Annotated in this window: 10 protein-coding genes; 1 reads left to right on the top strand and 9 read right to left on the bottom strand. The window is 63.3% G+C overall.

Features of this window, described 5'->3' with window-relative positions; translation table 11 throughout:
- Positions 1-45 precede the first annotated feature (45 nt).
- The 9 genes from AC56QQ_RS15040 to AC56QQ_RS15000 form a co-directional block, all read right to left on the bottom strand.
- Positions 46-1,173 carry an ATP-dependent DNA helicase gene (locus AC56QQ_RS15040; RefSeq protein ID WP_091580570.1) on the bottom strand — a complete coding sequence of 376 codons (1,128 nt, stop codon included), beginning with the start codon at positions 1,171-1,173 and terminating at the stop codon, positions 46-48.
- Between the two features lie 141 nt (positions 1,174-1,314).
- Positions 1,315-1,680, bottom strand: a complete 366-nt coding sequence (locus AC56QQ_RS15035; protein ID WP_497128262.1) for a nitrile hydratase accessory protein — start codon at positions 1,678-1,680, stop codon at positions 1,315-1,317.
- Positions 1,667-2,326: a nitrile hydratase subunit beta gene (nthB, locus tag AC56QQ_RS15030; RefSeq protein ID WP_497128260.1), complete on the bottom strand. Its 660-nt coding sequence runs from the start codon at positions 2,324-2,326 to the stop codon at positions 1,667-1,669. The genes AC56QQ_RS15035 and nthB overlap by 14 nt, the downstream gene beginning before the upstream one ends.
- Positions 2,323-2,928, bottom strand: a complete 606-nt coding sequence (gene nthA, locus AC56QQ_RS15025; protein WP_497128258.1) for a nitrile hydratase subunit alpha — start codon at positions 2,926-2,928, stop codon at positions 2,323-2,325. The genes nthB and nthA overlap by 4 nt, the downstream gene beginning before the upstream one ends.
- 75 nt (positions 2,929-3,003) lie before the next feature.
- Entirely contained in the window at positions 3,004-6,168 is a 3,165-nt protein-coding gene (locus AC56QQ_RS15020; RefSeq protein ID WP_497128256.1) for an efflux RND transporter permease subunit, read from the bottom strand.
- Entirely contained in the window at positions 6,165-7,430 is a 1,266-nt protein-coding gene (locus tag AC56QQ_RS15015) for an efflux RND transporter periplasmic adaptor subunit (protein WP_497128254.1), read from the bottom strand. Before AC56QQ_RS15015 ends, AC56QQ_RS15020 begins: the two co-directional genes overlap by 4 nt.
- Before the next feature lie 202 nt (positions 7,431-7,632).
- Positions 7,633-8,229: a LysE family translocator gene (locus AC56QQ_RS15010; RefSeq protein ID WP_497128252.1), complete on the bottom strand. Its 597-nt coding sequence runs from the start codon at positions 8,227-8,229 to the stop codon at positions 7,633-7,635.
- Positions 8,230-8,351: 122 nt separating this feature from the next.
- On the bottom strand, positions 8,352-8,924 hold the full coding sequence (gene ilvN / locus AC56QQ_RS15005; protein WP_091580555.1) for an acetolactate synthase small subunit: 573 nt from the start codon (positions 8,922-8,924) through the stop codon (positions 8,352-8,354).
- Between the two features lie 85 nt (positions 8,925-9,009).
- Entirely contained in the window at positions 9,010-10,791 is a 1,782-nt protein-coding gene (locus AC56QQ_RS15000) for an acetolactate synthase 3 large subunit (RefSeq protein ID WP_489862020.1), read from the bottom strand.
- 545 nt (positions 10,792-11,336) lie between these two features.
- On the opposite strand from AC56QQ_RS15000, the gene AC56QQ_RS14995 reads away from it, so the two are divergent.
- Positions 11,337-13,139: an NAD(P)-binding domain-containing protein gene (locus AC56QQ_RS14995; protein WP_497128250.1), complete on the top strand. Its 1,803-nt coding sequence runs from the start codon at positions 11,337-11,339 to the stop codon at positions 13,137-13,139.
- Positions 13,140-13,181 lie beyond the last annotated feature (42 nt).

Raw genomic sequence — 13,181 nt, 5'->3', positions numbered from 1 at the left:
GGCCAGCCGTCGAATGGAACACTGTCCGAAAGTCCCGGCAGACACTTACCTGACGATCGTCAGCCGTTCGGCCGCGCGTGTGATCGCGGTATAGAGCCAGCGCTGGCGGGTTTCCTTGAAGGCCCAGCTCTCGTCGAACAGCACGATCTCGTTCCACTGCGAGCCCTGCGCCTTGTGCACGGTCAGCGCGTAGCCATAGTCGAAATCATCGAAGCGCTTCTTCTGCTGCCAGGGAATATCGGCGTCCGGATCCTCGAAGGCCGCCTTGAGCAGCTTGATCTTGGCGACGCCGCGATCGGGATCATCCTCTTCCGGCGAAACTAGAAGGTTGATGCCCGGCTTCACCGTCTCGCGCGACGAGGTCATCACCTTCCACAGCGAGCCGTTGAGCAGCCCCTTGGCCGGATCGTTGCGCAGGCAGACCAGCTTGTCGCCCGCCTGCGGGTAGTCTGCATTGAACCCTTTGAGCTCGCGCAGACGCTGGTTGTAGCGGCGACGGGTGCGATTGGTGCCGACCAGCACCTGGTCCGCCTTCAGCACGAGTTCCTGAGTGACGTCTTCCTTGCCGATCACCTGCGCCGTGCCGTAATCGCCACGCATGAATTCGCGGCCCTCGCGCACATCGAGCGCCAGCCGCAGGATCGGATTGTCGCGCGCCTGCCGATGGATTTCGGTCAGCAGGAAATCCGGCTCGTGGTCGGTGAAGAAGCCGCCGCCCGAGATCGGCGGCAGCTGGCCGGGGTCGCCAAGCACCAGGATCGGCGTGCCGAAGCTCATCAGGTCGCGGCCTAGCTGCTCGTCGACCATCGAGCATTCGTCGATGACGACGAGCTTGGCGCGCGAGATCGGGCTCTGCCTGTTGAGCGAAAAGGTCGGCGACATCGAGGTCTTGCCAGTGACCTCGTCGGCAACCGATTCCTCGCCCTTTGGCCGGTAGATCAGCGAATGGATGGTGCGGGCGTTGACCGCGCCCTTCGAGCGCAGCACCTGCGCGGCCTTGCCGGTGAAGGCGGCGAACTGAACCTGGCCGTCGACATGTTCAGCGAAATAGCGCGCCAGCGTCGTCTTGCCGGTGCCGGCATAACCGAACAGCCGGAACAACTGCGGCTTGCCGGTCTTGAGCCAGCGGGCGACCGCTTGCAGCGCCTCGTCCTGTTGGGGAGAGAATTCCATCAGTGCGACAGACCGGATTCGCGAGGGAAAGACAAGCTCGGCGGCCACCACGATCAATCCTTGGCGGCAAGGGTCAGGCTATCAGGCCCAAACTGGAACGTAAAGTGAACGCACGGAACAGGCGGGGCAAGCCGCCATGACTTATTCGGTCGGCCCGGGATCGTTCTCCAGCAGGATCGGCTTGCCGTGTGGGGTCGCGTGTGCGGCGCGTTCCCAGGCCTCAGCCATCGCGTCAACATCGGACTTTCCGGCCAGCCCCTTGGACGCCAGCAGGCCTTCCAGCGCCGCCAGCCAGTGCTCGTAGTAGTCATGGCCGTCAGCCGCGGCGCCGGGTTTCTTGACTTCGGTCGACAGTACCTCTGCCCACTCGCTCCACGAAAACAGGCCCTTGTCGTGCAGCGCGACCGTCATCGCGAAGGCTTGCGCCTGCCATGGCTCGGCGAAGACCGGCGCATCGACGCCCGCCGGCAAACCGGCGGCGTGTTCGTTTGCCTCATGCCGGTTCAAGATAGCTCTCCCAGGCGTCGATCGACACGGCCAGCGTCGGGTCAGCCCCCTCGCCCCAGATCTCAGCCCCTTCGAAAACGACGGTATAGACCCATTGCGGGTTCTCACCCTGGCCATGCGCGTTGCTGTCGGGAAACACGAAGCCGTCGCGCACGGCCTCGATGACCCCCTGCTTGCCGCGTGCGTAGCGCGGCAGCCGCGTGTGGCCGGTCAGGTTGAAGTTTTTGGTCCGCACATGCTGGCCGGCCTTGAATCGCGCTGGCGTGGCCACCGGCCGGTCGCAGGGACCGCCCTTGGCCAGCACCGCCGGCACGTTTTCCGCCTTCAGCACCCTTTTGGGGGTTGCCGCCGGATCAACCGCCGTGCCTGCCGCCAGATCGCGCGCGCTGACGAAGCCATGGCGCTTGAGCAGCACCTCCAGCGCCTTGATCCAGATCTGATAATAGCTGGAGGCATAATAGTCCGCCGGATGCAGCGATTCCCGCGCATGCCGGCTCTCATCTATGGTCCAGGCGCCCATGGCACCGGCGCATAAGGTCACGCCGAGCGCCCGCTTTTCCCATTCGGCATGAAAATACGGCTCGTCTGTTTCCGGCGCCACCGGCCCGAAGCCCATCTGCCCGCCGAGATCCTGCGGCCCGTTCATGCCGGCTCCTTCGCCAGGGCAGTGCCGATCATCGCATCGCGTGTCACCAGGTCGGCCAGCCGCTCCTCGCTCCAGCCCTCGGCGCCGTCGGGCCGCATCGGCACCACGAGATAACGCAGTTCGGCGGTCGAATCCCAGACGCGGATCTTCTTGGTGGCCGGCAGCATCAGCCCGAATTCCTCCAGCACCCCGCGCGGATCGATGACCGCGCGCGAACGATAGGGCGGCGCCTTGTACCAGACCGGCGGCAGGCCGAGCACCGACCACGGGTAACAGGAGCACAGGGTGCAGACGACGAGGTTGTGGGTGTCCTCCGTGTTGAACACCGCTTGCATGTGCTCGCCCTGACGGCCGGTATAGCCGAGCGAGCCGATCGCCGCCGTTGCGTCGCGCTTCAGCCACGCCGCGAATTCCGGGTCCGCCCACGCCTTGGCCACCACCCTGGCGCCGTTGCGCGGGCCGATCTTGGTCTCGTAGGTGTCGACGATGACGTCGATCGCGGCCGGGTCGATCAGCCCCTTGCGGGTGAGGATCGTCTCCAGCGCGCGCACGCGCGAGGCAAAAGGATCGAGTTCGTTGTCGTGGTCATGATCGTGTGACATCACGGCAAATTACGATCGCAGACACAAGGCCGCAAGCGCGACGGCTTGGGCCAGCGCGTTCGCGGCGGGTCGGCACTATTCGGCCGCCGCCTTCTGCGGCTCGACCAGCTGCTCCTCATCGACCTCGAACAGGGACGGCTGGGCAGGCGCCTCGGTTGGGCGCGGTTCGACTTCGCGCTTCGGCCACAGCCCGATAAGCCAGCCGGAGAAACGCTCCATGTAGACGTAGATCACCGGCGTCACGAACAGGGTCAGCGCCTGCGAGGCGACAAGGCCGCCGACCACCGCCACGCCGAGCGGCTGGCGCAGTTCGGCGCTGGCGCCGGTGCCGAGCGCGATCGGGATGGTGCCCATCAGCGCTGCCAGCGTCGTCATCATGATCGGGCGGAAGCGCATGATGCAGGCCTTGTGGATGGATTCGACCGGCGACATGCCTTCTCGTCGCAATTCGAGCGCGACGTCGATCATCATGATGCCGTTCTTCTTGACGATGCCGATCAGCATCAGGATGCCGATGACGGCAATGACCGACAGATCCATCCCCGCAAGCCTGAGCGCAACCAGTGCGCCCAGCACCGCCGATGGCAGGCCGGTCAGGATGGTGAGCGGATGGATGAAACTTTCATAGAGGATGCCAAGCACGATATAGATGGTGAGGATCGCACCGCCGATCAGCAGGCCCTGGTTTGCAAGTGAATCCTGGAATGTCTTGGCCGTGCCGGCGAAGGTGGTCGAGATTGCCTTCGGCATGCCGATCTGCTCTTTCAGCGCGTCGATGCGGGTCACGCTATCGCCGAGCGCCACACCTTGCGGCAGGTTGTAGGAGATCGTCACCGCCGGAAGCTGGCCAAGCTGATTGACGGTCAAGGCGCCGGCGGTTCGGTCGACACGGGCGAAGGCGCCGAGCGGCACCAGGCTGCCGCTGGCCGTCCTCACCTGGATGGCCAGCATCCGCTCGGGCGACCACTCGATCTTCGGATCGAGCTCCATGACGACTTCGTAGCTGTCGGCCGAGCCGAAGATGGTCGAGACCTGCTGGGTGCCGAAACCGCCATAGAGGCTCGAGCGCAGCGTGTCGGTATCGATGCCGAGCGTCGCCGCCTTGTCGCGGTCGACCACCAGCGTCGCCTGCAGGGCATTGTTCTGCAGATCGTCGGTGACGTCGGTGAAGGTCGCATGATCGGCCGCCATGGCGTCGTTCAGCTTCTGCGCCCAGAGGTCGGTCTGGCCCGTATCGAGGCCCTGCACCACCAGCTGGTAGGCGCTTGCCGAAGAGCGCGAGCCTAGCCTGAGGTTCTGCACCGGCTGCATATAGGTTTCGATGCCTGGCACATTGGCGAGTTGCTTGCGCAGGTCCGACAGCACCTTGTCGATGTCGGGGCGCTGGTCCTTGTCCTTCAGCTGGACATAGAGCTGACCCTGGTTGAGCGCCCTGCCGCCACCGCCCGCCGAATAGGCGACATGCGAGACGTAGGGTGAGTGGGAAAAGACATTTGCCACTTGCCCCTGCAGCTTCACCATCGCATCGAACGAGATGTCCTGGCGCGCAATGGTCGTCACCGAGACCTGGCCGATGTCCTCCTGCGGGAAGAAGCCTTTCGGCGAAATCTGGATCAGCCAGACCGACGCCGCCGCCGTTGCGATGAAGACCAGGAAAACCAGGAATGTGTGGCGCAGGCAGAAGGTCAGCAGCCAGTCATAGCCGCGCATGAAGAAATTATGCTTCTGGCCCTCGCCGTGCGCGGCTTCCCGCTCGGCCTTCGACACCGACAGCAGCCTGGAGCAAAGCATCGGAGTGAGCGTCAGCGACACGAACATCGATGCCAGGATGGCGACCGTGACCACCACCGCGAACTCGTTGAAGATGCGTCCGATGACGCCACCCATCAGGAGCACGGGGATGAATACGGCGACCAGCGAGATCGAGATCGAGATGATGGTGAAGCCGATCTCGCGCGCGCCTTTCAGCGATGCCTCGAAGGCCGAGAGCCCGTCCTCCTCCATGTGGCGGAAGATGTTTTCCAGCATGACGATGGCGTCGTCGACGACGAGGCCGACCGCCAGCGTCAGGCCCATCAGCGAGATGTTGTCGATCGAGAAGCCGAACAGGAACATCACGCCGAGCGTGGCGATCAGCGAGATCGGCACCGCTACCGCCGGGATGATCGTCGCCGTCACCCGGCGCAGGAACAGGAAGATCACCATGATCACCAGCGCGATGGTGAGCAGCAGGGTGAACTGCACGTCGTCGACGGCGGCGCGGATCGAGGTCGAGCGATCGTTGAGCAGCTTGATGCTGGCCGCCGCCGGCATCTGGTCCTGGAAGGATGGCAGCATCGCCTTGACGCGGTCGACGACGTCGACGGTGTTGGCGTCGGGCTGACGCTGCACCGCCAGAATGATGGCGCGCGTGCCGTCATACCAGCTCGCCGTGGTCGAGGTCTCGACCGAGTCGATGACGCGGGTCACCTCCCCCAGCCGTACCGGATGCCCGTTCTTGGTGGCGATGATGAGATCGGAAAATCCCGCCGCATTGGTCAGCTGCGTGTTGGCCGTGATGGTCAGCTGCTGCTGGTCGTTCTGCAGCACGCCGAGCGGCGTGTTGCTGTTGGCCGAGGCAATCGCCGTCTGCAGCTGGTCGATCGAGATGCCACGTGCGGCAAGCGCTGTCGGATCGATCTGGACGCGCACGGCGTATTTTTGCTGGCCGAAGATCGAGACCTGCGCCACGCCGTCGATTGTCGACAGCGACGGCGAGATGACATTCTCGGCAAAGGCATCGAGATCGGTCAGCGGAACCGTGTCGCTGACCAGGGACATCAACAGGATCGGCGCGTCGGCCGGATTGACTTTGCGGTAGCTCGGCGGCGCCGTCATCTCCGGCGGCAACTGGCGCTGCGTGCGCGCGATCGCCGCCTGCACGTCGGCCGCTGCCGCGTCGATATCCCGGTTGAGCACGAACTGGATGGCGATCGAGGTCGAGCCGAGCGAGTTGGTCGTCGAGATCGAGTCGATGCCGGCAATGGTGGCGAACTGCTTGATCAGCGGCGTCGCCACCGAGGTCGCCATGGTTTCCGGCGAAGCGCCCGGCAGCGAAGCCGAGACATTGACTACCGGGAACTCGGCGCTCGGCAGTGCGGCCACCGGCAGGAATTTGTAGGCAAAAAGCCCGCCCAGCACGAGGGCGAACGACATCAGCAGTGTGGCGACCGGCCTGCGGATGCAGAATTCGGAAATCATTGGCGTGCCTCGCCGGCCTTGTCGGCCTCGGCAACCTTGGGAACGGCCTGGCCATCGGCGCCGGCTGAAGCCTTGCCTTCACGCACCGCGGCACCTTCCTTCAGCTTTGTCTGGCCTTCGACGACGACTTTCTCGCCACTTTTCAGACCTTCGCTGATGGCACTGTTTTCACCCTCGGTCAGCGCCACCTGCACCGGCCGCATCTCGACCGTGTTGTCCGGCTTGACCACATAGACGAACGGCCCCTTCTGGCTGGGCTGCACCGCGACCGTGGGAACCGATGTCATTTGTGGCATGATGCCGGCATCGAGCACGACGTTGACATACTGCCCTGGCCACAAGGAGAGATCGGAGTTCGGCACGCTCGCCCGCGTCGCGATCGTGCCGGAAGCGGTATCGACGCTGGAATCGACGAAATCGAGCGTGCCCTTGCCGACCGGCGTCGGATCACCGTCCTTGATCAGCGTCACGGCACCTTGCTGGGGCGTCGCCAACGCCTTGTGCAGAAGGGCCAGATTGCTTTCGGGAAGGTTGAAGTTGACCTGCAGCGGATCCATCTGGGTGATCGTCACCAGCGGGGTCGCCGTGCTGCTGTTGCCATTGCTGGTGGTGACGAGGTCGCCGACAGCGACATTGACGGCGCCCAGCCTGCCGGAGATCGGCGCCCTGATCGCGGCAAAGCCAAGCTGGACGTTGTCGGCGTCGATTGTCGCCTTGTCGGCATCGACGGTCGCGGCCGCGGCCTTTTGCGCCGCCATCGCCTGATCGTAGGTTTGCTGCGTGCCGGCTTGCTTGGCGACAAGGTCCTTGGCGCGCTGAAGATCTGACTGCGAGCTGGCGAGCATCGCCTGGTCCTTGGCGAGCGTCGCCTGGTCCTTGGCGAGTTGCGCTTTCAGCGCGCGGTCATCGAGCGAGAACAGAAGATCGCCGGCCTTAACCATCTGCCCGTCCTTGACGTCGATAGACACGATCTGGCTGGATACACGCGCATTGATGCTGACCACGGCCGGAGAGGAGACGAAGCCGATCGCGTAGCGCCGGATCGGGAAATCAGCCGTCGTTGCTGTCGCGGAAACGATCGAGGCTGAGCGAGCGCCATTGCCGCCGCCGGCCTGCTTGCCGGCCGCCGCCTTGTCCGACGCCGCGACCGGCTTTCCGCCGATGATCTGCTGAAATTTGCCCATCGTGTCGGGCGAAAGGTAAAGCCAGGCGGCGCCTACGCAGGCGACCGCAAGCAATGAAAGGATGGCTTTCCCACGCATGATCAAAAGGCCCTCTCCATCCGACACGCCGTGGCCTGATGGTCTTATTCTAGCGCAAATCACGGCCTCTTGCCGCCATTTCGCCGAATAGATAGGACATGCCTTGGGCGGAAAAGGGCCAAAACACGGCATTACGAAGATTTAATGTGCACTGCACAATGGCTGTGCATCGGCCTTCATTCCGAACAGGACAGCCCGCGACCTAACGCAGCATCGGCCAAAGCGTCGCCGCCAGCAGCACGCCCATGGCGATGTTGAACCACTTGAGCCGCACCGGGTCGGACAGGAAACCGCGCAGCGCTGTGCCGAAGCCCGCCCACACCGAGACGCTCGGCAAATTGACGATGGTGAAGGCGATCGAGATCAGCACCACCGACAGGAACGGATGCTGCGGATTGGTATAGACGGCCATGGCGGTGATCGCCATTACCCAGGCCTTGGGGTTGACCCACTGGAACGCAGCCGCATCGATGAAACGCATCGGTTGCCCCTTCGCCTCGCCCTTGCCGGCAAGCGAGCGCGACATGGCGATCTTCCAGGCAAGGTAGAGCAGATAGGCGCCGCCGGCGATCTTGAGTGCGGTATGCAGTGCCGGAAACGCCGTCAGCACCGCGCCAAGGCCAAGCCCGACCGCCACCAGCAGCACCAGGAAACCGATGCTGATGCCGAACATGTGTGGCACGGTCCTGGCGATGCCGAAATTCACCCCCGATGCCAGAAGCATGAGGTTGTTCGGCCCCGGCGTGATCGAGGTCACGAAGGCGTAGACCAGCAAGGCGAGGAATGCGTCAAGCGACATGATATCCTCCCAGATACGTCAACACTATTGTCTCTTTCCGATGGCCGCACAAAGGCCAGTGGCCGGCCTGTGGCCGAGCCAGAGTTTGGCGCTTGTGGAAGATCTGGATCGGCTTGGGCGGCCTACATGCCCTGCGGGCCACGGTTCAGTGCCGCCACACCGGTGCGGCAGATTTCGACCAGGCCGAGCGGCTTCATGATGGCGATGAACTGGTCGATCTTGGAGCCCTTGCCGGTGATCTCGAAAATGAAATGCTCGGTGTTGGCGTCGATGACGCTGGCGCGGAACGCGTCGGCCAGCCGCAGCGCCTCGACGCGGGCTTCGCCGGTGCCGGCAACCTTGACCAGCGCCAGCTCCCGCTCCAGCGGCCGCTCCTGGCCGAACTCATGCGAGCGCACGGTGAGATCGACCACGCGGTGCACCGGCACGATGCGCTCGAGCTGATGCTTGATCTGCTCCAGCACATGCGGCGTGCCGCGCGTCACGATGGTGATGCGCGACAGATGCTTCTCGTGCTCGGTCTCGGAGACGGTCAGGCTCTCGATGTTGTAGCCGCGCCCGGAGAACAGGCCGATGACCCGGGCAAGCACGCCCGGCTCATTGTCGACCAGCACCGAAAGCGTGTGGTTCTCGGGCTTTTCCGTTTCCTTGGCGATGAAATAGGCGGAGCCGGTGGGTTGTAGCTGTGCGTTCATGACATGAATCTCGATTTCAAACTCTTGATCTAGTTCTCTGTTGCGCACGGCTTTCTCGCGACAGCCCTGCCTCGGCTCGGCCGGACTAGACCAGTTCCCTGCCCTTGGCGTCGATGGCGTTGGCCACCGCCTCGTCGGTCGCCTCGTCGGGCAGCAGCATCTCGTTATGCGCCTTGCCGGACGGGATCATCGGGAAGCAGTTGGCGAGCGTCGCCACGCGGCAGTCGAACAGCACCGGCTTCCTGACCGAGATCATCTCCTTGATCGCGTCGTCCAGTTCGTCCGGCTTCTCGCAACGAATGCCGTGGCCACCATAGGCTTCCGCCAGCTTGACGAAATCAGGCATCGCTTCGGTGTAGGAATGCGACAGCCGGTTGCCGTGCAGCAGCTGCTGCCACTGCCGCACCATGCCCATATACTGGTTGTTCAGGATGAAGATCTTGATCGGCGCGTCGTGCTGCACGGCAGCGCTCATCTCCTGCATCGTCATCTGCACCGAGGCGTCGCCGGCGATGTCGATGACCAGCGCGTCGGGATGCGCGATCTGCACGCCGAGTGCCGCCGGCAGGCCGTAGCCCATCGTGCCCAGCCCGCCTGACGTCATCCAGCGGTTCGGCTTCTCGAAATGATAGTGCTGCGCGGCCCACATCTGGTGCTGGCCGACCTCGGTGGTGATGTAGGTGTCCATGCCCTTGGTCAGTTCGTAGAGCCGCTGGATGGCATATTGCGGCATGATCACGTCGTTGTTCATCTTGTAGGCGAGCGAGTCGCGCGCGCGCCATTTGGCGATCTGCTCCCACCAGGGATAGAGCGCCTTCTTGTCGGTCTTGGCGGTCGCCCGCCACAGCCGCACCATATCCTCCAGTACCCGGCCGACATCGCCGATGATCGGCACTTCGGTATGGACGTTCTTGTTGATCGACGATGGGTCGATGTCGATGTGGATCTTCTTCGAGTTCGGCGAGAAGGCGGTCAGCCTGCCGGTGATGCGGTCGTCGAAGCGCGCGCCGATGCAGATCATCACGTCGCAATCATGCATGGCCATGTTGGCTTCATAGGTGCCGTGCATGCCGAGCATGCCCAGCCAGTTCTTGCCCGATGCCGGATAGGCGCCGAGCCCCATCAGCGTCGAGGTGATCGGGAAACCGGTGAGATCGACCAGCTCGCGCAGCAGATGGCTCGCCTCGGGGCCGGAATTGATCACGCCGCCGCCGCTATAGATGATCGGCTTCCTGGCGCTGGCCATCAGCTCGACCGCCGCCTTGATCTTTTCCAGATCGCCCTGGACCTTGGGCTGGTAGCTGGTGCGTGGCGCCATCTGTGGTGGGACGTAGAAGCCCTTGGCAAACTGCACGTCCTTCGGGATGTCGACGACCACCGGACCGGGACGACCGGTCGTCGCGACATGGAAAGCCTCGTGAATGGTCGCGGCGAGCTCGTTGACGTCCTTCACCAGCCAGTTGTGCTTGGTGCAGGGGCGCGTGATGCCGACCGTATCGCATTCCTGGAACGCATCCGAACCGATCAGCGAGGTCGGCACCTGCCCGGTCAGGCAGACCAGCGGGATCGAATCCATCAGCGCGTCCTGCAGCGGCGTCACCGCGTTGGTGGCGCCCGGGCCTGAGGTCACCAGCATGACGCCGGCCTTGCCTGTCGAGCGTGCATAGCCCTCGGCCGCGTGGCCGGCCCCCTGCTCGTGGCGCACCAGGATGTGCTCGACTTCGTCCTGCTGGAAGATCTCGTCGTAGATCGGAAGGACGGCACCGCCCGGATAGCCGAAGACATGCTTGACGCCATTGTCCTTCAGCGCCTGCACCACCATTTCGGCGCCCGTCATTTCGCGCCGCTCACTCTGTCCGTTGCTCATCGGTCTGGTCCCGTACTGTCGCCATTTGGGCGTTGCTGGTCGTTTAGTCGTGTTTCAGGCAATAAAAAAGGCCCCCGAGGGAGCCTGTGTGTGCGCATGGGAGGTTTTCGCCCGGCGGTTACACCGCCTTGCCCACGCGCCTTCCTACGAGAATGAGTACCGTTTTCATGGTGGCGGACACTAAGGGCGGGAAAGGCAACCTGTCAACGGGAAAAAATCGAGCCGGCGGTCGGCGCGCAGCTGCGTTGCCTGGCCCCGGCAAGCGGCCCGCGCCGCTCCCCCGGATTCCGTTCGGTCCCCGCGCCGGTCAGCCCGCTCCCTTGCAGAGGGAAACGTGCGGATCGCATTTGGATATCTTCTTCGCCTGCATCGTTGCTGGCGGAGGGTGAACGGCTCTCCCTCGACTTGTTTTTGGCAAGCCATTGAAATCACTGGAAACTATGGTGGGGCGTGACGAAGGCGGCCATCTCTGCCGATACTGATCGTCCGGCTTGCAAGTCGGGAGGAGCCACCATGACGATTTGGATTTTACGGGAGGAATGCTGATGCTCGACAAGGCCCCAAACAAGAAACTGTCCGACCTGCTCGATCAATTCGGCGCCGCCCTTGCCGCCAACGACATTGAGAAGGCTGTCAGCTGCTTTCAGGAGGATTGTTACTGGCGCGACCTCGTCACCTTCACCTGGAATATCAAGACCATGGAGGGCCGCGATCAGGTCCGCGACATGCTGAAAAGCCAGCTGTCGAAGATCAAGCCGTCACATCTTGCCATCGCCAAGGGCGAGGACGCGACAGAAAGCGGCGGGCTGATCGAAGGCTGGATCAGTTTCGAGACCGGGGTGGCGCGTGGCTTTGGCCATATCAGGCTGAAGGACGGCAAGATCTGGACGCTGCTGACCACCATGGTCGAATTGAAAGGCCACGAGGAGCCGGCGGGCTTCGCCCGGCCGATGGGCGCCAAGCATGGTTCGGCCAAGAACCGCCTGACATGGAAGGAGGAGCGCGAAAAGGAAGCCGCCGAACTCGGCTTCAAGACGCAACCCTACACGGTGATCATCGGCGGCGGCCAGGGCGGCATCGCGCTCGGCGCGCGACTGCGGCAGCTCGGCGTGCCGACCATCATCATCGAGAAGAACGAGCGGGCCGGCGACAGCTGGCGCAAGCGCTACAAGTCGCTCTGCCTGCACGATCCCGTCTGGTACGACCATCTGCCCTATATCGATTTCCCGAAGAACTGGCCGGTCTTCTCGCCGAAGGACAAGATCGGCGACTGGCTGGAAATGTACACCAAGGTCATGGAGCTGAACTACTGGTCCTCGACCGAGGCCAAGAGCGCCTCCTACGACGACAAGACGAAGGAGTGGACCGTCGTGGTCCACCGCGACGGCAAGGACATCACGCTGAAGCCGAAGCAGCTGGTGCTGGCCACGGGCATGTCGGGCCGGCCCAATCTGCCCAAATTCAAGGGCATGGAGAACTTCAAGGGCGAACAGCACCATTCCTCGAAGCATCCTGGTCCCGATAAATATGCCGGCAAGAAAGTGGTCGTCATCGGCTCGAACAATTCCGCCCACGACATCTGCGCAGCACTGTGGGAAGCTGGCGTCGACGTCACCATGGTGCAGCGCTCCACCACACACATCGTCAAGTCCGACACGCTGATGGATATCGGCCTTGGCGCGCTTTATTCGGAACAGGCGGTGCAAAACGGCATGACCACGGCCAAGGCCGACCTCATCTTCGCCTCCCTGCCCTACAAGATCCTGCACGAGTTCCAGATCCCACTCTACGAAAAGATGAAGAAGCGCGATGCCGACTTTTACAAGGGGCTGGAAAAGGCCGGCTTCATGCTCGACTGGGGCGATGACGGTTCGGGCCTGTTCATGAAATATCTCAGGCGCGGCTCCGGCTACTACATCGATATCGGCGCCTCGCAGCTGATCATCGACGGCGCCATCAAGCTGAAGAGCGGCGTCGACGTGAAGGAGATCAAGGAACATTCCGTCCTGCTCAGCGACGGCACCGAACTGCCGGCCGATGTCATCGTCTACGCCACCGGCTACGGCTCGATGAATGGCTGGGCGGCGGAGCTTATCTCGAAGGAGGTCGCCGACAAGGTCGGCAAATGCTGGGGTCTCGGCTCGAACACCACCAAGGATCCCGGCCCCTGGGAAGGTGAACAGCGCAACATGTGGAAACCGACGCAGCAGGAGGCGTTGTGGTTCCATGGCGGCAATCTGCACCAGTCACGCCACTATTCGCAGTTCCTGGCGCTGCAATTGAAGGCCCGGCAGGTCGGCCTGCCGACGCCGGTCTACGGGCTGCAGCAGGTCCATCACAAGGGATAGTCGTAGGGCCATCCGGGGAAGCCAAAAAGAAGGGAGGCATGG

Source organism: Mesorhizobium sp. RCAM 05099, assembly GCF_059683685.1.
Note: the sequence above shows the minus strand (reverse complement) of the source record. Positions and strands in the feature narration are given on the sequence as shown.

What these genes read in the sequence shown, in the direction of transcription:
- AC56QQ_RS15040 (WP_091580570.1), bottom strand. Translation starts at nt 1,173, where the DNA reads ATGGAATTCTCTCCCCAACAGGACGAGGCGCTGCAAGCGGTCGCCCGC.
- nthB (WP_497128260.1), bottom strand. Translation starts at nt 2,326, where the DNA reads ATGAACGGGCCGCAGGATCTCGGCGGGCAGATGGGCTTCGGGCCGGTG.
- nthA (WP_497128258.1), bottom strand. Translation starts at nt 2,928, where the DNA reads ATGTCACACGATCATGACCACGACAACGAACTCGATCCTTTTGCCTCG.
- AC56QQ_RS15020 (WP_497128256.1), bottom strand. Translation starts at nt 6,168, where the DNA reads ATGATTTCCGAATTCTGCATCCGCAGGCCGGTCGCCACACTGCTGATG.
- AC56QQ_RS15015 (WP_497128254.1), bottom strand. Translation starts at nt 7,430, where the DNA reads ATGCGTGGGAAAGCCATCCTTTCATTGCTTGCGGTCGCCTGCGTAGGC.
- AC56QQ_RS15010 (WP_497128252.1), bottom strand. Translation starts at nt 8,229, where the DNA reads ATGTCGCTTGACGCATTCCTCGCCTTGCTGGTCTACGCCTTCGTGACC.
- ilvN (WP_091580555.1), bottom strand. Translation starts at nt 8,924, where the DNA reads ATGAACGCACAGCTACAACCCACCGGCTCCGCCTATTTCATCGCCAAG.
- AC56QQ_RS15000 (WP_489862020.1), bottom strand. Translation starts at nt 10,791, where the DNA reads ATGAGCAACGGACAGAGTGAGCGGCGCGAAATGACGGGCGCCGAAATG.
- AC56QQ_RS14995 (WP_497128250.1), top strand. Translation starts at nt 11,337, where the DNA reads ATGCTCGACAAGGCCCCAAACAAGAAACTGTCCGACCTGCTCGATCAA.